We start from the raw sequence: 19,737 nt of genomic DNA, 5'->3' as shown, positions 1-19,737 counted from the left end.
ATATTAAGCCCCTGTGAAACGCTGAATTCTACATCTTGAGGTGGTTTGGGTATAAAGGCAAACTCACATTTAACTTAAAACTTTGCCCTATTTGAATATGCGCAGAACCACCTAGCTGCTCAGCTCGCTCCTTAATGCCATTTAAGCCATTACCCATGGCTATTTTGTCGCACGCATCTGGATTAGTTATTAAAATATTAAGCTGCTCAGAAGTTTGCTCTACATCAATTTCACATTGTTTACTAACGCAATGGCGCATTAAATTTGTGACCGCTTCTTTAATAATTAAATTAGCAACGCCCTCAACAGAGGCGGGTAGCTTATCGACATCCGCTTTGAACATGACGTCAAAACCATGCTCAAGTAAACGTTGATTAAGCGCATTAAGCTGACTATGAATGTTCAGCTGCTTCAAATCGCTTACCGCATTTCTAACATCGCTGAGTAACTGCCTAGCCAACTCTGCAACCTGGTCAATTTCAGTATTTGCTTGCGCGTAACGCTCTGCATGATTGAGTTTACTCGCCAGCTCCGATTTTAGCGCAATAGACGATAACGAATGACCTAATATATCATGCAAATCACGGGCTATACGCTCTCGCTCAGCAATCGCTGCTAATTGTTCTAATTGCTGTGCACTTTCGTGTTCACGCATTTTATGAATATGCTCTTTACGCGCTGCAGCACCAAAACTAAACAGCGCGATACTTAAAATGAGTGAACCAGCTAAGAAGTATTCTGGGTTGTTTACATCGGCTAAATAAGCACTTAACAAAACGCATAAAAAAACACAGCCAATCGCAATCCACTTAGCAAATTTAGTAAAACTAAAGCCAGCGATATAAGCTGTAAAACCAAATAAAGTAGACGTCCCTGGTGTAAAAAAGCTGGCAGAAACACAGACTAAAACCATGCCAGAAAATAGTGGGGTTACATTACCCAGTTTCTTATTCACAGCAAAAATATACAGCACTATAAAAGCGACATAGAAAAGTAAGGTCACAGTGATATTTAGCGTACTTAATTGTGAAAAATTAAAAATTGTGGGTAGCAAATAAAAACCAGTAAAGAGCAAAGGTCCCCAGTTCCAAAAGGATTTAGTTTTAATATATTTATCTAACAATTTATTCAAACTCATAAAAACCTACGTTACATCCAAAAAGCAAGTGATATCACCGCAATACCCTGTGTGATATGCATCCAAAAAATTTCATAATGCTGTGCAATCTGCAAACTAAATAAAATGGCATCATTCATACATTACTCATATTAATACAGTTATTTGATAGATAAACTATCGCTTTTAATCTACACCTCGAGTAGTGTAAATTGTCACTAGTTGAGCTGACAAATGTCATATAAGCATGCTGCAATGGCAGTATTTAGCGACACGCTTGAATAAGTATTAATAAACCTGAACTCTGGATAATAAAGAAAAATAAGGGGTTGAATGCAGCCACAACAACAAAGCTTACTCTACTTGCACATTGCTGTCTTGTTATTCGGCGGTACAGCACTGTTTGCTAAATTGATTAACTTAAATGCGTTAGATATCACCGTTTATCGCGCTGCAATTGCAGCCCTTACCCTCTTACTGTTGCTCCTTATCCAAAAGAAAAACATAAAGCTTCACACAAGAAAAGATTACCTCATTGCGCTTTTTTTAGGTGTCACAGTCGGTATACATTGGGTTACTTATTTTGCAGGCATGCAAATGGCGGGGATCGCTGTGGGTATGATTGCATTTTTTACTTACCCTGTAATCACCGTGTTTATAGAGCCTTTTTTTCATGGCAATAAACCGAAACTATCAGACTTAATAAGCGCAACAGTGGTTTTGCTAGGGATATATTTACTGATCCCAAGTGCTGATGTTGGCAACGATGTTACCCTCGGTGTATTAACTGGCGTAATATCGGCGTTTTTTTTCGCTTTTCGAAACATCATTCATAAGCGTTATTTTAGTCAATACGGCGGACCACAAACCATGTTTTATCAAACGGTAGTGGCAAGCATATTATTATGTGCTTTTATTGAAGTACCCGTGATGCAAGTGTCGCATTATGATTTAGGGCTGTTAATCGTTGCAGGTGTAATATTTACAGCCACACCGCACTCCTTGTTTGCGGCAAGTTTACAGTATTTATCGGCGGCAACGGCAGGGCTTATATCTTGTTTACAACCATTATATGGTACATTTTTAGCCTTTTTATTATTACATGAACAACCTTCATTACTGACTTTAGTCGGTGGAACTTTAGTGATCAGCGCAGCGTTTTACGAAACCTGGTCAGTGACACGGAAACACAGATGATGAAAATATTCGCTCACCGCGGTGCAAGCGGTTCATACCCTGAGAATACACAAAGTGCAATAAAAGCGGCTGTTGACATACTCGTTGATGGGATTGAAGTAGACGTTCAAAGCTGCTTAGATGATTACATGATAATTCATGATACCTGGCTCGACCGAACCACCAGCGGTCGTGGCAAGGTAAATAACTTAAGGCGTGAACAGATTCAACAGTTTGACGCTGGTAATGGTGAATACGTACCAACATTGTCTCAATTACTTGAATGGGTAAACAACAGTACACTGATCAACCTAGAACTCAAACATACCTTCTCTCTTGATAAATTTGTTACCTTGATTGAAGCCAGTGTGGCAGCGAATAAACTTTCTCGCGATAACCTTTTAGTGTCTTCTTTTGATCACCATCAACTCATGTGGCTTAAACAACAGTTACCATGGGTGAAGATTGGAGCTTTAACGGCTTCAATTCCCATTAACTATGCAGAGTTTGCCCAACGACTTCATGCTTACAGTATTCATATTGATAAAAATTTTATTAACCATGAGTTTGTTGCTGATGCTAAAAAACGCGATTTACAAGTTTATGCTTACACGGTAGACAAACAAGAAGACATAGAGCAAATGCTTAGATATGGTGTCGATGGCATTTTTACTAATTACCCATGCAATACCAAAATGATTTTAAACTCACTATAATTGTTACAAGCCTAAATCGCTTTTAACTGCAACGACGCTCGCATCTTGAGGTGGCTTGGGTATATGCTTGAATTAAAATATAATTGAACGATACTGAGTAAAACACTATGCAACAGCCAAGTGGAACGTTAATGAGTGGGTATATGCGTATTTATAACTTTATAGAACAAAGCTTTTTTTTTACATTAACCCGAAAGATCATTGGTAACCTTAGTTTTGTATTTGCTTTTCAAGCTATTACACTTATATGGTTATACCAAAGCCTAACAGCTCAAGCCTCTGATACGGGGTTGTTTTGGCTGCTCGCGGCAGTCATTATTATCGGCTTTATCTTTACTGTTTTCTATATGCGTTTTTTAATCGTACGCCCCGTCAAAGCTATGCGTGACACATTAACGCAAATTAATCATCAAGATGCGAATCTAGCAGCTAAGTTACCACAGTTTACTTACGATGAATTTCGCGAAATTAGTGAACAATATAATGTGTTTACAACCCACTTGAGTGAACTACTTGCAACAACTTACCAAAGTGCCCAAGCCAGCGCACAAAGCAATAGCGACGTCACCCACTCGATGCAGCAAACAGCCTCTTTAAGTGAACAGCAAATTGATTTTAGCCAAACCATTACATCAGCGAGTAACCAAATCACTGATAGCTTGCAAGCAATCGTCGGTAACACTGACAGTGTGCACGAAATCAACTCAGAGCACCTAGGCTTTGTTAATCACTCAGCAAACGAATTAACAGAGCTTGTTACCCAAGTAAAAGCCATTGGTCAGGTACTTGGTAAGTTTTCAGAAACTATAGCCGGCCTAAAACAAAATAGTGAAAATATTCGTAGTATTTTAAAAATGGTTGAAGAGTTTTCAGATCAAACCAATCTACTAGCTTTGAACGCTGCAATTGAAGCTGCGCGTGCAGGTGAAGCCGGCCGAGGATTTGCTGTAGTCGCAGATGAAGTAAGAACATTATCAGTCAAAGTAAGTGATGCCACACGTCAAATCAGTGACTTTATTAACCAAATGGATTCATTAGTTGGGCAAACAAATAAAGAGTCTGAACAACTGATGAGTTACTCTAATCACGCAGAAGATACTATAAGTAAAACATCCCACGGCTTTACTCAACGACTGGTTGAATTTGAACAAAACCAGCAACAACTTCAACAAATTGTGAGTGCTGTACACTTGCTCGAAGAAACACAAAACCAGACACATCAGTCAGTCGAACAAATAGTTGAATTAGGATCGCAAGCTAAAGCGCAAATCGATATTGCACTGGTAGACTGTCAGCAGTCACAACAACTCAGTGAACAGACCCAGCATCAACTCAAGCGTTTTGTGTAGGATCTGGTGATATTTACAAGTCATTGTGTTAAGTTACGCAGCCATTAAAAACCGTGATGTGCCCGTGTGACTAGCCAAACTTCTGATTACAAACAACTTGCCTTGGATATTAAACGATGGGGTGAAGAGCTTGGCTTTAGCGAAGTAGGCATTACCGATATTGATTTAACTAAGCACGAAGCGCAACTTCAGCGTTGGCTTGATTTAGGTTATCACGGCGATATGGAATATATGGCAGCGCATGGTATGAAACGCGCTCGCCCTGCAGAGCTTGTTCCCGGCACGCAACGGGTTATTTCGGTCAAAATGAACTACCTCCCCCCCGACGCCCGCTTTGCTAAAAACCTAAAAGAAAACAATAAAGCCTATATTAGTCGTTATGCGCTAGGTCGTGATTACCATAAATTGATGCGCAATAGGCTTAAAAAGCTAGGCCAAAAAATAGAGCTCCACGTTGACCAATTAGGCTTTCGCCCCTTTGTAGACTCTGCACCTGTGTTGGAGCGCCAATTAGCTGAAAAAGCAGGGCTTGGTTGGCAAGGAAAACACAGCTTACTCATTAATAAAGAGGCTGGCTCATGGTTTTTCTTAGGTGAGCTGTTTGTTGATATTCCATTGCCAATTGACAAGCCTAATGACTTTGAAGGCTGTGGTAAATGTGTTGCATGTATAACCCTTTGCCCAACAGGAGCCATTGTTGAACCCTATGTAGTTGACGCACGTAAATGTATTTCATATCTAACCATTGAATTGCAAGGACCAATCCCTGAACAATACCGTGCGTTATTGGGCAATCGTGTTTATGGCTGTGATGACTGCCAATTAGTGTGCCCATGGAACCGCTACGGCCAGATTACCGATGAAGCTGACTTCCATCCACGAAAACAACTAAAAGACAAAGAGTTACTTGAGCTATTTGCATGGGATGAAACAACGTTCTTAAATAACACAGAAGGAAGTCCAATACGTCGTATAGGCCATCAACGTTGGCAACGAAATCTAGCTGTAGGGTTAGGCAATGCAAACTTTGATCAGCGTATCATTGATGCGCTTAATGACGCCCGCCAAGATGCAACTGAGTTAGTTCAAGAGCATATCGACTGGGCACTGGCACAACAGTTAAAAAAACAAAAACAACTTCGCAAAACAGCTCGTTTAATTCGCATTGTTGAAAAAGGGCTTCCGCGAGACGCGTAAAACATTTAATCCTTACTGGTCAATAATGCAAGATCTTGTTCAATCTCGTTGAATGCTTTTTTAACATCCTGTACTGCTTCTGCTCGCGCAACTGAGTTCTGAATTGTCTGATCTACTTTTTGATAAATAAAGACCTCTTGATCCTCATCTAACCCCATGCTTGGAATACGCTCTTCTAACTCCTCTTGCAACTGTTTAAAAACAGCTTCATTGCTTACACGGTTAGTATTAAGTAAATCGATCAGATCATGAAATTTTCTATGAAGCATTTCAGCAACATCATTAAATTTAGCTTGTTGAGACTCTAATTTCTGCCGAGTTAATATTGCGCGGAATTGCTGTTCAGTCACACTGACTAAAAAACAAACATGGTCACGAATACGGCCATGTTTGTCAGGATCATGATCCGGCATATTTAAAATGAGCATACTGATCAATTCGTAATTAACTAAAATGCGGTGAGAAAACTCATGCAACCGCCCTTTATTTTTAAGCATATCAAATAGCTCAATCACAATCGGAGAACAATTACCATATGATGCAAAGTGCTCTGGCGGCGCATCATCAAATCTAAACTCTAGATTACTTTGTAAATCAAAACTCTTGAGGCAACTTACCAATGCACGCCCAAGCTCTGGCACATTATCAATTAACGCAATACTCTCTATATAATTAACGATTTGACCCATTTCACTGCTATTGGCCATCGCATTAAAAGCGGTAGACGTTGCATCTTCAACCTGTTGTTCTAAGTTTTCCTTTTCCAAAATCACTTGGTTTAAGTGCTTAAGCTTTGCTTTGAGCTCATTCTGCCCAAATGGCTTAACAATGTAATCTTCAGCCCCTACAGAGTACCCTTCCATACGCTCTTCAACAGTACCTCTGGCTGAAACAAACATAACTATGATATGAGCTGTATTAGGGTTATCTTTTAAGGCTTTACAAACCTCATAACCATTCATTTTAGGCATGCTTACATCCAGTAAGATAACCTGCGGTGCAAAATCTTCCACAACAGCTAAACACTCAGGTCCACTGGTTGCTAATTTTAATTCAAACTGTAAGTCTTCTAATATCTCTTCAATAATTTCAAGATTATAGGGCTCATCATCTACAGCTAAGACTCTCGTTACAGACATAATAATTTATCATCCATTTTCATTACATGTTAATAGTTTAGTACCTATACTCATTCTTACAACAAGACTATTATATTTGTTTATTGTTTAATCTATATCCACAATTTTTAAAGGCAACATAATGCGAATAGTCGTGCCCCCTAACTCATTGTTATGTGCCGAGATAGTCCCTTTATGAAGGGAAATAAACTCTCGGCACAGTGCAAGCCCAAGCCCGGTACCACCCGACCCATTATCGGTTTTACTGCTTTGTACAAATTTAGAAAAAACATGTTCTAACTCTTCTTCAGGTATTCCTACACCACTGTCTATCACTTCTATCACGGCCATATCCTGCACAAGATTAAGCGTTATAGTGATAACACTGTGCGAATTACTAAACTTTAATGCATTGCCTAATATGTTTCGCAGTAGTTGGTTTATTTGCTCTTCATCACATTGTGCCGAAACTTGCGTTACAGGGGGCTGGTATTTGATGTCGATACCCTTTTCCATTGCTGTACCTGACACATCATCAATCGCTGTTTTAATAATATAGCTGAGTTCATGTTCTTTAGGATTAAATGGAAATTTACCTACATCTAACTTAGATAAATCAAGTAGGTTATTTAATAGTGAAAGTAAGCGCTCCCCACTGGACTCAATTCGAGTAAAATACTTAAGTAATTTATCGACCGCTAGCTCGCCTTTTTTAAGCTTATCCAAGCCAAATCGTGCAAAACTGAGTATTGAGTGCATAGGTGTTCGCAGCTCATGAGACATGTTTGCTAAAAACTCTGATTTACTGTGGTTTGCCGCTTCTGCCAAGTTTTTAGCGTGCTCCAACTGTGATGTTCGCGCCCTAACCTCTTCCTCAAGCATATCTTTGGCTTCGAGTAACAAATCTTCTTTTTGTTTTAGGTGCGTTACGTTTTTAAAAATAACAGCTAATGCAATTTCACCATGGTGATCAATTTCATTAAATGAGCCAACTAATGGAATGCCAATTCCCTCCTCTCTGGGCAAATACAAATCGCAACTAAATTGGCGGTTAACATTAAGCGTAGAAATCTTTTTGCTAATTTCGTCAGCAGAAGGCTTATCCAATAAATTAAACACATTGAGCCCCTGAAAATCGTTACTCGCTATGCTAAATAACGAGCAGCATGCATCATTGGCCTCTATAATCTTGCCATCACGTTCGAAGAGCATGATCGCATCAGGTGTGTGCTTATAAATGACCCTAAGTAGACTATCTTTTTCGATTAATGCATCAACCGTGTCTTGAAGCCGCTCAACCAGCTCAGTATTGTGCCGCTTTAATAATTCTGTTTGCCAGAGTTTATGAACTGACTGCAATAATGCATTCTCATCAATGGGCTTAACTAAAACATCTTCAACCCCTTGGCGTATTGCTTCAATCATCGATACTTGATTAGGCTTCGAGGTAAATAGTAAACAACGGCATTGCGGCTGAATTTGCTTCATTTTCGCAAATATTTCGAGGCCAGAGCCATCTGGTAGGCTAAAGTCGCTTAGTAAAAGGTCAAATTTATGCTTTTGTGCTGATGCGATTGCTTCTTTGTAGGTATTGGCTGATATTGTTTGTATATGTGCCCCAATAAGGCTACTTTTCACTTTTTCAAGCCGTTCAGGTAGGTGATCAACTAGCAACACTACCGGCAGCTGTAGAATATAATCAGGGCCGAGATCTAATATACTTTCAAGTAATGAACTAATCTCTTTATTCGCAAAGAAAGGGTAAATAACGACAGCATTGGGAATGAGCTGATTTAACTCGCTAAATGCATTTAATTGATCACCGTTTTCAGCCTTTGGCGCCAAAAGTAAATAGTTTTTATTAGTTACTTTATGAAGAAACGAATTAACTACATTAAGCGGAACCCCGTGAGCGATAACCGTTAAATCATAATAATCATAAACAATGTCTTCGCTTAGCATTGAGTAATGCACAAGATCAACGTCGCACTGGATCAGCTCTAGTAAAACCTTTAACCGCATTGCTATAACACTGCTACTATCGACAATTAAAATTTTACGCACACTCGATCCTTCTTATGAATAAACTATATGTAAAAGCGTAGCTTAAAAATATAGATTTAACATAAATGTGTACTTTTTAATCTAATCGCTTACCTAATATAGAAAGGCTGTAAGTATTTCCGTCCATGATTGCTACGTTTGGCAACAAGCCCCATTGCTCATAAGCAAACTTTTGGAACAAATAAATACTGGGTAAATTATGACTGAATATGAAAGCTAGTAAGACTTTTATATCTAGTTCTTTTGCTTTGTGCTCTGCAAAAGTTAGCAACTTCTTACCTAACCCCTGCCCTTGGACTGATGAGGTGATATAGATACTTATTTCGACGGTGCCATCATAAGCAGGACGGCCATAGAAAGACTTATAACTAAGCCATGCAACAACGGTGTTATCTTGCTCGTACACGTATATTGGTCGTTTATTGGTATGGCCTTCAAACCATGCTTGTTTCTCTGATACACTCACCGGCTGCGTATCTGCTGTTACCATCCGGCTTGCTATTGTTTCATTATAAATCGCGACAATCGCCGGTAAGTCATTTTTATTAGCAATTCGAGTTATCATAAGGTTTACTTATTGTTGATCTGTTTATTGCATAGTAACGTAACATTTGCAGTGACTCTAGCGCAAAGCGATGGCTTAATTACTCGCATTATACGTACCTTAAAGGAATCTAAAAATGATAAAAAACATACTACTGAGTACCGCAATAATTAGTTTTAGCCTACTGGCTAACGCAGAATCGATACAAGCCACTAATTCGCAAAATGTTGAGCAAGGCTGCAATGACTTCACCAATGTCAGCATGCGTAAATTACGCTCAAAAGAGACTTTAGATTTATGCCAATTTAAAGGCAAACCACTATTGATTGTGAATACGGCAAGTAATTGCGGGTTTACCTCTCAATTCAAAGGATTAGAAGAGGTTTATCAGAAGTATCAAGATCAAGGTTTAGTAGTGCTAGGTTTTCCATCTGATGATTTTTTTCAAGAAGAAGACGATGAGAAAGATGTCGCAAAGGTCTGTTATATTAATTATGGTGTAACCTTTCCAATGTTTGCCACAAGTGAGGTACGTGGTAGTGATGCCAATCCTATTTTTAAGCACTTGAATGAGCAAACCAGCTCACCTAACTGGAACTTTTATAAATACGTTGTATCGGCAGATCGTACTAAAGTTGAGCGCTTTAACAGTAAAACTAAGCCAAATTCAAAAGAGTTAACCCAAGCAATTGAACTTGCTATTACCAAGATTCAATAAATTTATACTAGTACTAATGGTTGAATATAGACTAGACTAGAAAGCATACAAATTTGTTTGAAAAAAAATACAATTTTACCGGGAGATTTTATGACAGTGGCAAGTGCAAGACACATTTTAGTTGATAGCGAAGCGCAATGTTTAGATTTAAAAGAAAAGATTGAACAAGGCGAAGATTTTGCCGAGTTAGCAAAAGCACATTCAAACTGTCCTTCTGGTCAAGATGGTGGTGCACTGGGTGAGTTTGGTCCTGGTATGATGGTACCTGAGTTCGACAAAGTCGTATTTTCAGCGCCAATCAATCAAGTTCAAGGGCCTGTTCAAACTCAGTTTGGTTTTCACCTACTTGAAGTAACAAGCCGCACAGAATAAAAGTGTCTGTACAAATTAAAACATATAAAGCCGCTCATGCGGCTTTATTTTTAAGGATTGAAAATGCAGCTAATAGGTTCAACTACTTCGCCTTACGTTCGTCGTATACGAATATGGGCTTTACTTCATGACCAGCCTTTGGAGTTTACTAATTTAAATATTTTCTCAGAGGAAGATCGCCAAGTACTGATCAATAATAACCCTGCTCGTAAAGTACCGATACTAATTGATAATGAACAAACCATCACCGACTCAAACTCTATCATGCGTTATTTACTCGTCAAACATCAATGTGCACCACTGAATTGGCAACAAGAGGGTCTACTCACTATTATCAACGCCTGCAACGATTCGTTAGTCGAGCTTTTACTTTGTCAGCGCTCTGGGTTTGATACCAGTGAAGATAAATTATTTTTTAATCTCCAAAACGAACGCATTGTTGAAACATTAAGCTATTTAAATAGTCATTTAACTGATGAGCAATTTATTAGCTGTGATTGCCTTGCCATCAGTTTATACTGTTTGCTTGATTGGATAGTCTTTCGCGAACTAACAGAGCTTACGCCTTTTACGGCCTTAGTTGATTTTTATCAAAATTTTGCTCAACAAGAGTGCGTAAAGCAAACCGATCCTAGAATTTAACATAAAGGATAAACACATGAGCGATATCGAAATTGAATCAGAACTAGTTAGTTTTGTAGAAAAAGCACGTCAAACTGAACAGGTTTGGGCGCTAGGCGCAGAAGACGGCGGCTTTGTTGTTTGTGAATCTAACCAGTTTGAGAACACCGATGTGTTGCTCCTGTGGGAGAGTGAAGCAGCAGCAAAAGCGCAATGCAAAGAAGAGTGGACTGATTACAGCCCTGTCGAAATTAACCTTGACGAATTCTTAGATGATTGGGTTGAAGACCTAAAAGAAGACGATGCATTGATTGGCCTAAATTGGAATGATGACCAAGTCTGTGTAGAAATTGAGCCCGTAGGACTTGCTCGAGCGTTAAGCGAATAACTTTAGTAAAATCTTCACGCTAGTTTATTTGCTTAGTAAAATTTGCTATAAACTAGCGCAAATATTTACTTTCAGGGTATTACGTTGAAATCCCATCTAGGTCGACGTCCATTTTCTGCAATGGAACTACATACCCTCTCACATGGGTATATTTATGGTGATCATCGTCTCCCCCGAGAACAGCCAAAACATTGGCATTTTTGGCTGCCTTTACTGGCCTACTATACAGGTGCATATAGCGACGAAATAGGCCACTTACAATTAACAGATATAGTCAAGCATGATGGCCTTTTATGCTTTGATTTTCATACCCATGGAAAAATAAAGCATCGTATAGTACCTGTTCACAAAGCTTTATTGGAAGCTGGCTTAGCAGATTACATTACATTATTAAAACAACGTAATGAAACACGACTGCTGTTTGACTTACCTTCAAAGTCAGGACGGTATAGTGAAAAAGTACGTATTTGGTTCTCTGGTGAAGGCGAACGTGCTGGCTACCTACAAAAATGTGATATCCCTACCGTTGATCAGCTTGGAATGAAAACCGCGATGAGCAGTCTACGGCTCAACTTTGAGCAACAGATTCGTATTTTTGCCATGCAAGCAAACTCCAAAGATGCTTTTAATTACTTGATGGGCTTTATTGACTATCCAGAAGACTCCTTTGCTAACATTCAGTTGTTAGACACTGTGTTGCAACAAGTACGAAATATTAACCCTCATGTTCATTGGAAACGCTTTACTGCCCGCTTAAGCGCCTGACAAACTTTGTTACTATCTAGTCCATTACTCTGTACGTTAAAACTGCTAGGATGTAGTAAAATTCTAACAAGAACAGTTCAGGGACTCTTATGTTTATAAAAAGCTTACTCACGCTTAGTGTGGCTATTGCAGTAAATGCAGCTCATGCTAATGAATACGTTATCGAAAAACTCGCCAAGCCAAGTTCTCAACAGGTTTCACTGACCTTAGATCCAGCTCAAGATACCTTTAGTGGTCAAACCGAAATAGCGCTAGAAGTGCTTAAGCCGACTAAGTATATTGAGCTCAATGGTGTTGACTACGCAACCCAGATGGTGCAATTACTAGGTAAAGAAAACTGTGACCTAAATGCTCAAATGCTAAAAACTGGTAAAGTAAAACTTGCTTGTGAGCATCAAATTCAACCTGGTAAATACATCTTAAAAATTGATTTTACAGCCCCTTATAACCGAAAAAGTGTAGGATTATATAAAACAATTGATCAAGGCACACCTTATTTGTTTACACAATTTGAAATGAGTGACGCTCGTCGTGCATTTCCTGTATTTGATGAGCCAAGTTATAAAATTCCGTTTCAGTTGACCATCACAGCCCCGAGTTCGCAAAAAGTTTATGCCAATACGCCAGAACTAAAAACCACTATAAATGGCGATATGACGACGCATTATTTTGATAAGACACCACCAATTCCATCATACCTTGTTGCGATGGCTGTTGGGCCATTTGAAGAACGTGAAGTCAAAGGCATGCCTATCCCTGGGCGTATAATTACACCTCAGGGAAAAATACATTTAGCCGAATATGCTGAACAAAATATGCCTCGCGTATTAGCAGCACTTGAAGAGTATTTTGGTAGCCCCTACGTTTATAAAAAGTTGGATTCTGTTGCAGTACCTGAATTCCCGTTTGGCGCAATGGAAAACTCAGGCCTTGTTACCTACCGTGAAGACATTTTATTGGTCGACCTTGCAACTGCAACACGCAGTAAAAAGCAACGCAACGTGTCTATAATAGCCCACGAACTTGCACACCAATGGTATGGTAACTTGGTTACTATGAAATGGTGGAATGACTTATGGTTGAATGAAGCATTTGCAAGTTGGATGGCCGCTAAAATCACCGCACAGTTAAACCCTGAATTTGAATCACACTTAGATTTACCACAAAATCGAGTAATGGCGCTAGACGCTCGTTTAAGCACAAAACCCATTCGCAAACCAATTAAAACAGAAGCTGACATTATGGACGGCCTAGGCCTTGCTTATAGTAAAGGCAGCGCTGTGCTTTCAATGGTTGAAAACTGGATTGGTGAGGATGCATTTCAAAAAGGTATTCAAACCTATTTGAAGAAATTTTCTTACAAAAATGCAGAAGCAGCTGACTTATGGCAAGCCTTAGGTGATGCCTCAAATAAAGATGTGGCAGGTGTATTAAAATCATTTATTGAGCAATCATCGTTCCCGCTTATTAAAGTAAGTCAGCAAGGTAAAATAATTACGATAAACCAAAGTAGATTCACTAATGCGGGTGTTGATGCGCCTAAACAATTATGGAATGTACCCGTTGCAATTAAGTATGGTGCGGGTGATAAAGTAAGAACAGCCAATGTACTGCTTAACCAAGAAACACAAAAAATCGAACTAGACTTTACCCCTGAGTGGATCTACCCAGATCAAGGCGCTTTGGGTTATTACCGCTGGGTGCTAGACGATAATCAATTTGCTGCTTTGATTGATAATGCAGCCGAGCAATTAACTGTACGCGAACGTCTTGCTTTATTATCAGCTGCGGATGCACTTTTAGATGCGGGTGTAATTTCTGCTGCACATTTAATGCAAACACTTGAAACCTTTGTTAGCGACAAACATCCACGTGTTGCCAGTACTGCATTGGGATACCTAGCATCACAGAAACGCACATTTGAAGATGAAAGTAATAAAGAGTTGTGGCCTACCTTTATTCGTAAAAGCATTTCACCTGCGGCTAAACAATATGGCTTAACAGCTAAAGTAAATGAGGATGCTGCCATTGCTCAACTACGCTCTCAAGTTGTTTCGCGTCTTGGTTTTGATGGCGAAGATCAAAGTGTAATAAATACTGCAAAAGCGCAGGCACAGGTTTATCTAAATAATCCAGAAAAAGTAGACCCTTACTTAGCCTCTACCTATTTAAGTTTAGCGGCATTTCATGGTGATAAAAACCTTTTAGACGACTACATCAAGACCTTTAAAACAACCAAAGACCCACAAGTGCGAACTAAAATGCTTGCTGCGATGAGCTATTTTGGCAACCCTGAATTACAAACTAGGGTGCTTAATTACAGTTTAACGGATGATGTAACTGCATCTGACATGCGTACAATTATGTCTGGTCAAAAGTACACTAGCGCCCGCGACGCACTCTTTATTGAATGGATATATGCAAACTATGACAAAGTGGTTGCTAATTTACCGCCGTTCTTTGTGCCTAACCTCCCGTATTTTACAACGTCAGGATGTGATGCAAGTAGCTTAAAGAAAACCAACTCATTCTTTAGTGACAAAATCGCTGATGTCCCAGGTTATGCGCGAACGTTAAGTAAACTATCAGAAAGTGTAGACAATTGCATAGCGCTTAAAGAGCGAGAGCTGGCTTCAGTAAACAGCTTTTTAAAACGTTAATTTATACCAACAACAAAAAACGGCAAGTGATTTACTTGCCGTTTTTTTTATATCTATTACTTACTATCAATAAGCTCAAGCTAGCCGTTTATAATTTTTACTAATTGAGTTATAAATGTTTTAGCACCTTCAACGCTTGTCATTTTAAAGCCAATACCGTAATGAATAGGGTTTGCACTTTTAAAGATACGCGTCGGAAAGCGGGTCATCTCACTGCTGTGAAAAAAACCTGCAATTCGGCTTACTCCATCTATTGCATTAAAATCATCGCTAAACACTTCAAGTGCAGGACGCAGCACTAATTTTGTCTGCCCACCTTCAACATGTAAATAAATCGCCTCTTTTGAATTAGGTAGCATGTATTCAGAGATATTTTTTATCTTAAAGTTACTACGGCATGCCAATGCAACAAGTTGTTCGTTAATTTGCTCAGGTGTAACTGTCATGGATATCCTTTATTCTCAGTAGATTGTTAGTTATCTGTTTTTTACAACTAGCCCCTAAGCTATTTACTGCACACAAACGCAAGCTGTTCATTATTATAACTTAAACGGGTTATCTGCGTGCTGCAATAAGGCGTCAAATCAAGCCACAAAGATACACTGTCAGGCTCACTGACGCTACGTTTATAAATACGATTATGGAGTGAGTAAATAACGGTATCATCATTGGTAAATGCATAATCTTGTACATTATCAGGTAAACGAAATATATCACTGACAGCTTGAGTACTCGGGTCGTAGCTGGCTAGCCAGTTCTTACCTTCTTTATTGTAGCTAAAAGTAAATGCAGACAATGTTGCGTTAAACGTAAGTGTTCGACCTATATCTTTTGCAACTACATTACCTTTAGCAGCTGCCACTTTGGTGTATTGTAGTGTATGTGGTTCGCCTAAAATAAACATCACCACATCATTATCGCGTCCCCATGCATGGTAACCAACGGGCTCTATCCATTCAAAAATGCGGCTTGGCTGTTCGTTTGACTCTAGCGGATATTGCCATAACTTTTGCTGACCACTCGGCTCCACAACAATCGAGGATAATGCATCACCCGACGGGGTTAAAGTCGGCGAATATTCACTAACTGGACTATTCGTGAGGTTATAACTTTGCTGATCCGCAAAACTATAAAATACTAAATCAGTTTGACTCTCCCCTTGATCTTTAACTTCTTGGGTAAAATAAATGCCTTTTTCAGTCAACAGAGGTTGGTTATTGTAACGGTCTGCTGATGTAACACGGCTTACCTGTAAACCGTATTCAGTATTTAAGGTTGCGAGTAATATTTCACTTTTCGGCATCGCGCTGTTTGCGACTAATGGTAATAACAGTGCCGTAAAGGCAAGTCCTTGTCGTACTAAAGTCAATTTTATTGCCTCTTTGGTTATTATTATGGGTTCTATCATAGCGCTATTTTGGGCCAATTCCCAAATCTGTTGTTCATAACCCTATTCAAGTTTCTTCTCCTCTGCTTTTATAATAGCGCTGGGTTATTCATCGTTATTTTTAAGTTCAAGGCTTTATTTTAATAAACACTGTATAGTCAGTGGGTTGAGCTGTGCTGGTGTACATAATAAATTCACTTAGTTATATGCTACTTGACCTACCCCCTTGCTACACTTTATAACTAGGGGGCTACTTAAAACGAGAATAACTATGTCAGCTAAACACCCTATCATTGCAATCACAGGTTCATCTGGTGCGGGAACCACCACCACAACAAATGCCGTGAAGCATATTTTTCGCAGCTTAAATATTGCCGCTGCTTTTATAGAAGGCGATAGTTTTCATCGCTATACACGTCCAGAAATGGATAAAAAAGTACGCGAAGCACAGCAAGAAGGTAAACATATTAGTTACTTCGGCCGTGAAGCAAATGACTTTGGCGCACTAGAAGATCTGTTTAGTAACTACGGTGAAACAGGAGCAGGTAAGTTACGCCGATACTTGCATACCTTTGACGAAGCCGTGCCATACAATCAGTTACCCGGTACCTTTACACCATGGCAAGAGCTTGAAAGCAATACTGACATTTTATTCTATGAAGGATTACACGGGGGAGTTGTAGATCAAGATCACGATGTAGCCAAACATGTTGATTTACTTATTGGCATGGTGCCTATTATTAACCTTGAGTGGATCCAAAAACTAATCAGAGACACTTCTGAGCGTGGCCATTCTCGAGAAGCGGTGATGGGTTCTATTGTGCGCAGTATGGATGACTATATTAATCACATTACACCACAATTTTCTCGCACTCATATAAACTTTCAACGCGTTCCGACAGTTGATACGTCTAACCCTTTTAGCGCCAAAGATATTCCTTCGCTGGATGAAAGCTTTGTAGTGATTCGTTTTCGGGGAATTGATGATGTAGACTTTCCTTATTATCTACAAATGATTGAAGGCAGTTTTATGTCGCGAATAAACACCTTGGTGGTACCGGGTGGAAAAATGGGATTAGCAATGGAGTTAGTTTTAACCCCACTTATTAAAGATATCATTTTAAAGAAACGCGCCCTTGCAGACTTATCACCCATTGATATACCGATTTAAAATATACTTTTAATACAATTAAAGTACACTACTGCTTTGCAACGTAAAGGAGTAGTGTATGAACTCTCATACCCAAATACTAAACATTATTGTTGGCTCAAAAAACCCAGTTAAAATCAATGCAGCCAAACACATTTTCACTGCATTTTTCCCTGAGCACGAAATCAAGTGCATCGGCATACACGCCCCTTCTCAAGTACCAGATCAACCCATAGGCGAAGACGAAACCCGCATTGGAGCGCAAAATCGCGTAGCGTATGCACAACAACATCATCAAGCTGATTTTTATGTCGCTATGGAAGGAGGCGCTGCCAAATTTAGTTACGGACCTGCAACCTTTGCCTTTGTGGTTATCGCCGATTCAGCAACCCAAAGTATTGGGCGCAGCTGCAACTTACCCCTGCCCCAAGTGCATTATAATGCATTGTTAGAGGGCCAAGAGCTTGGCGATGTAATGGATGATGCGTTCAATACTACAAATATCAAACAACAAGGTGGCGCTATTGGCTTATTAACAAATAATCATGCAACACGCCAAAGCACCTATACTCAAGCGCTTACACTGGCTATGGCGCCCTTTCTACATCCTGAACTTTACAAAAAGGAGGTGTAATGAAATACACCCATGTTTTATTTGATGCCGACGAAACGTTATTTAGTTTCAATGCATTCGAAGGCCTCAGACGTATGTTCGCAACCCGCGATGTAGATTTTACTCAGGCAGATTATGCCCACTACCAACTAACGAATAAGTCTTTATGGCTTGATTATCAAAATAATAAAATTTCTGCAACGCATTTACAAATCACCCGATTTAGTGAGTGGGCCGATAAGCTTAACGTGCCTGCGCAACAGCTTAATAATGATTTTTTAACTGCGATGGCTGAAATTTGTGAGTCTTTGCCAGGCGCTAAAACGCTGCTTAAAAAGCTAAAACCGCACGCTAAGTTAGGTATTATTACCAATGGCTTTACTCAACTACAAGCGCGTCGTTTGGAACACACTGGCTTAAAGGATATGTTCGACTGGCTAGTCATATCTGAGCAAGTAGGAATTGCAAAACCCGCGGTTGAAATCTTTGATCACACCTTTAAATTAATGGGTAACCCTAATAAAGAAAATATTTTAATGGTTGGCGATACTGCAAGCAGCGATATCCTAGGCGGTATGAATGCTGGTATTGATACCTGTTGGTTGCAACACCCAGGGTTTGAACTACCGCCAGCAATTACGCCTACGTATAAAATTACTGAGTTGGTGCAATTACAGCGCTTATTGGAACTGTAAGAGCTGCGAGTTGTTAAAAGTTAAGCAAAAAAAATGACGCTATTAAGCGTCATTTTTTATAACTGTATAGTACAAGCAATTAAGCTGTGGCTACTTCTAAGCCTGGTGCTGGCATAGTTACAGGCGTTTCAAATGTTGCCCACTCCCATGCTGACTCAGTTGCCATGATTTTGCGAAGTAGTTTATTGTTTAAGTCGTGACCCGATTTATAGGCAGTAATTTTACCTAACATGTTGTGGCCAGTCATAAACATATCACCAACACAGTCTAATATTTTATGCTTAACAAATTCATCGCTGTAACGCAGGCCATTTGGGTTAAGTACTTTAAACTCATCCAATACAACTGCGTTATCCATGCTGCCACCCAGCGCTAGGTTATTAGCATGCATGTACTCAATATCTTTCATAAAACCAAATGTACGTGCACGACTGATCTCTTCAGTAAAGCTTTGTGCCGTAATATCTAAACCAATACGTTGGCGGCTTTCATTGATTGCAGGGTGATCAAAGGCAATTTCAAAGTCGATATGAAAACCATCATACGGTTCAATCTCGGCCCATTTATCACCTTCTTCAATACGTACTTTTTCTTTGATACGAATAAAGCGTTTAGCAACTTTTTGCTCTTCAATCCCGCCTTTTTGTAACAAGTATATAAATGGTAATGCACTACCATCCATAATAGGCACTTCTGAGCTGTCTAATTCTACAATTAGATTATCAATCCCCATTGCTGCTACCGCTGCAATAAGGTGCTCAGTCGTAGATAAGCGAACACCATCTTTATTTGTTAAACAGGTACACAACTGCGTATCACCAACGGCTTCAGGTGTTGTTTCAAAATCAACAACCGGATCAAGGTCGACACGACGAAATACAATCCCAGTATTTGCGCTCGCAGGTCGGAGAGTTATTGTGACCTTCTCACCTTTATGAAGTCCAATTCCTATGGCTTTGACTACTTCTGCAATCGTACGCTGTTTAATCATAGGTTCGCTCACTTATAGTTACAGTTAGACGGCGGATAATATCACAGATACGACCAGCTGCCAAATTTGTTTACTTTTCATGCAAAAATAATTTTG

The 19,737-nt window shown here is 39.5% G+C and carries 20 protein-coding genes; 13 read left to right on the top strand and 7 right to left on the bottom strand.

All coding sequences use genetic code 11. The features are described from left to right. Positions 1 to 28: 28 nt before the first annotated feature. Entirely contained in the window at positions 29 to 1,138 is a 1,110-nt protein-coding gene (locus tag CSC79_RS12980; RefSeq protein ID WP_099296190.1) for a sensor histidine kinase, read from the bottom strand. A gap of 312 nt (positions 1,139 to 1,450) precedes the next feature. Between CSC79_RS12980 and CSC79_RS12975 the strand changes: the two genes are divergently transcribed. The 4 genes from CSC79_RS12975 (at position 1,451) to queG (ending at position 5,555) form a co-directional block, all read left to right on the top strand. After that, positions 1,451 to 2,314, top strand: a complete 864-nt coding sequence (locus tag CSC79_RS12975) for a DMT family transporter (protein WP_099296189.1) — start codon at positions 1,451 to 1,453, stop codon at positions 2,312 to 2,314. Continuing rightward, positions 2,314 to 3,009, top strand: coding sequence for a glycerophosphodiester phosphodiesterase family protein (locus CSC79_RS12970; RefSeq protein ID WP_099296255.1), 696 nt, complete (start codon positions 2,314 to 2,316; stop codon positions 3,007 to 3,009). The genes CSC79_RS12975 and CSC79_RS12970 overlap by 1 nt, the downstream gene beginning before the upstream one ends. A 131-nt stretch (positions 3,010 to 3,140) precedes the next feature. Then, the gene (locus CSC79_RS12965) at positions 3,141 to 4,358 is read left to right on the top strand and encodes a methyl-accepting chemotaxis protein (RefSeq protein WP_099296188.1); all 1,218 of its coding nucleotides are present in this window, start codon (positions 3,141 to 3,143) and stop codon (positions 4,356 to 4,358) included. 66 nt (positions 4,359 to 4,424) lie between these two features. Beyond that, a complete protein-coding gene (gene queG, locus CSC79_RS12960) occupies positions 4,425 to 5,555 on the top strand; it encodes a tRNA epoxyqueuosine(34) reductase QueG (protein WP_099296187.1) in 1,131 nt (376 codons plus the stop codon). A 5-nt stretch (positions 5,556 to 5,560) separates the two neighbouring features. Here queG and CSC79_RS12955 read toward each other — a convergent pair whose 3' ends face one another. The 3 genes from CSC79_RS12955 to CSC79_RS12945 form a co-directional block, all read right to left on the bottom strand. Next, positions 5,561 to 6,694: a response regulator gene (locus CSC79_RS12955; RefSeq protein WP_099296186.1), complete on the bottom strand. Its 1,134-nt coding sequence runs from the start codon at positions 6,692 to 6,694 to the stop codon at positions 5,561 to 5,563. An 87-nt stretch (positions 6,695 to 6,781) separates the two neighbouring features. Further along, positions 6,782 to 8,695 carry an ATP-binding protein gene (locus CSC79_RS12950; RefSeq protein ID WP_099296254.1) on the bottom strand — a complete coding sequence of 638 codons (1,914 nt, stop codon included), beginning with the start codon at positions 8,693 to 8,695 and terminating at the stop codon, positions 6,782 to 6,784. Between the two features lie 118 nt (positions 8,696 to 8,813). Further along, positions 8,814 to 9,302, bottom strand: a complete 489-nt coding sequence (locus CSC79_RS12945; protein WP_099296185.1) for a GNAT family N-acetyltransferase — start codon at positions 9,300 to 9,302, stop codon at positions 8,814 to 8,816. Between the two features lie 115 nt (positions 9,303 to 9,417). Between CSC79_RS12945 and CSC79_RS12940 the strand changes: the two genes are divergently transcribed. The 6 genes from CSC79_RS12940 (at position 9,418) to CSC79_RS12915 (ending at position 14,805) form a co-directional block, all read left to right on the top strand. Continuing rightward, positions 9,418 to 9,999, top strand: coding sequence for a glutathione peroxidase (locus CSC79_RS12940; protein WP_099296184.1), 582 nt, complete (start codon positions 9,418 to 9,420; stop codon positions 9,997 to 9,999). A 90-nt stretch (positions 10,000 to 10,089) separates the two neighbouring features. Continuing rightward, the gene (locus CSC79_RS12935) at positions 10,090 to 10,371 is read left to right on the top strand and encodes a peptidylprolyl isomerase (protein WP_099296183.1); all 282 of its coding nucleotides are present in this window, start codon (positions 10,090 to 10,092) and stop codon (positions 10,369 to 10,371) included. Between the two features lie 63 nt (positions 10,372 to 10,434). Next, the gene (locus tag CSC79_RS12930) at positions 10,435 to 11,013 is read left to right on the top strand and encodes a glutathione S-transferase family protein (protein ID WP_099296182.1); all 579 of its coding nucleotides are present in this window, start codon (positions 10,435 to 10,437) and stop codon (positions 11,011 to 11,013) included. Between the two features lie 16 nt (positions 11,014 to 11,029). Beyond that, entirely contained in the window at positions 11,030 to 11,380 is a 351-nt protein-coding gene (locus CSC79_RS12925) for a DUF2750 domain-containing protein (protein WP_099296181.1), read from the top strand. 84 nt (positions 11,381 to 11,464) lie between these two features. After that, positions 11,465 to 12,145: a hypothetical protein gene (locus CSC79_RS12920; protein ID WP_099296180.1), complete on the top strand. Its 681-nt coding sequence runs from the start codon at positions 11,465 to 11,467 to the stop codon at positions 12,143 to 12,145. Positions 12,146 to 12,234: 89 nt separating this feature from the next. Then, on the top strand, positions 12,235 to 14,805 hold the full coding sequence (locus tag CSC79_RS12915; protein WP_099296179.1) for a M1 family metallopeptidase: 2,571 nt from the start codon (positions 12,235 to 12,237) through the stop codon (positions 14,803 to 14,805). Positions 14,806 to 14,885: 80 nt separating this feature from the next. Here the strand turns inward: CSC79_RS12915 and CSC79_RS12910 are convergent, their stop codons facing one another. Both CSC79_RS12910 and CSC79_RS12905 read right to left on the bottom strand, forming a co-directional pair. Beyond that, the gene (locus CSC79_RS12910) at positions 14,886 to 15,251 is read right to left on the bottom strand and encodes a hypothetical protein (protein ID WP_099296178.1); all 366 of its coding nucleotides are present in this window, start codon (positions 15,249 to 15,251) and stop codon (positions 14,886 to 14,888) included. 59 nt (positions 15,252 to 15,310) lie between these two features. Next, positions 15,311 to 16,174 carry a hypothetical protein gene (locus CSC79_RS12905; RefSeq protein ID WP_099296177.1) on the bottom strand — a complete coding sequence of 288 codons (864 nt, stop codon included), beginning with the start codon at positions 16,172 to 16,174 and terminating at the stop codon, positions 15,311 to 15,313. Positions 16,175 to 16,463: 289 nt separating this feature from the next. Between CSC79_RS12905 and CSC79_RS12900 the strand changes: the two genes are divergently transcribed. The 3 genes from CSC79_RS12900 to yjjG are packed head-to-tail and all read left to right on the top strand — an operon-like array spanning position 16,464 to position 18,650. Further along, a complete protein-coding gene (locus CSC79_RS12900) occupies positions 16,464 to 17,363 on the top strand; it encodes a phosphoribulokinase (RefSeq protein WP_099296176.1) in 900 nt (299 codons plus the stop codon). A gap of 58 nt (positions 17,364 to 17,421) precedes the next feature. Next, a complete protein-coding gene (yjjX, locus tag CSC79_RS12895) occupies positions 17,422 to 17,976 on the top strand; it encodes an inosine/xanthosine triphosphatase (RefSeq protein ID WP_099296175.1) in 555 nt (184 codons plus the stop codon). Continuing rightward, positions 17,976 to 18,650, top strand: a complete 675-nt coding sequence (yjjG, locus tag CSC79_RS12890) for a pyrimidine 5'-nucleotidase (RefSeq protein ID WP_099296174.1) — start codon at positions 17,976 to 17,978, stop codon at positions 18,648 to 18,650. The genes yjjX and yjjG overlap by 1 nt, the downstream gene beginning before the upstream one ends. 79 nt (positions 18,651 to 18,729) lie before the next feature. Here the strand turns inward: yjjG and lpxC are convergent, their stop codons facing one another. Next, positions 18,730 to 19,641, bottom strand: a complete 912-nt coding sequence (lpxC, locus tag CSC79_RS12885; RefSeq protein WP_099296173.1) for a UDP-3-O-acyl-N-acetylglucosamine deacetylase — start codon at positions 19,639 to 19,641, stop codon at positions 18,730 to 18,732. Positions 19,642 to 19,737 lie beyond the last annotated feature (96 nt).

Origin of the sequence: Pseudoalteromonas sp. 3D05 (assembly GCF_002723455.1) — a bacterium.
In the GTDB taxonomy this organism is placed as follows: Bacteria; Pseudomonadota; Gammaproteobacteria; order Enterobacterales; family Alteromonadaceae; genus Pseudoalteromonas.
The sequence above is the reverse complement of the archived record's forward strand: the minus strand, read 5'-3'. Positions and strand labels throughout refer to the sequence as shown.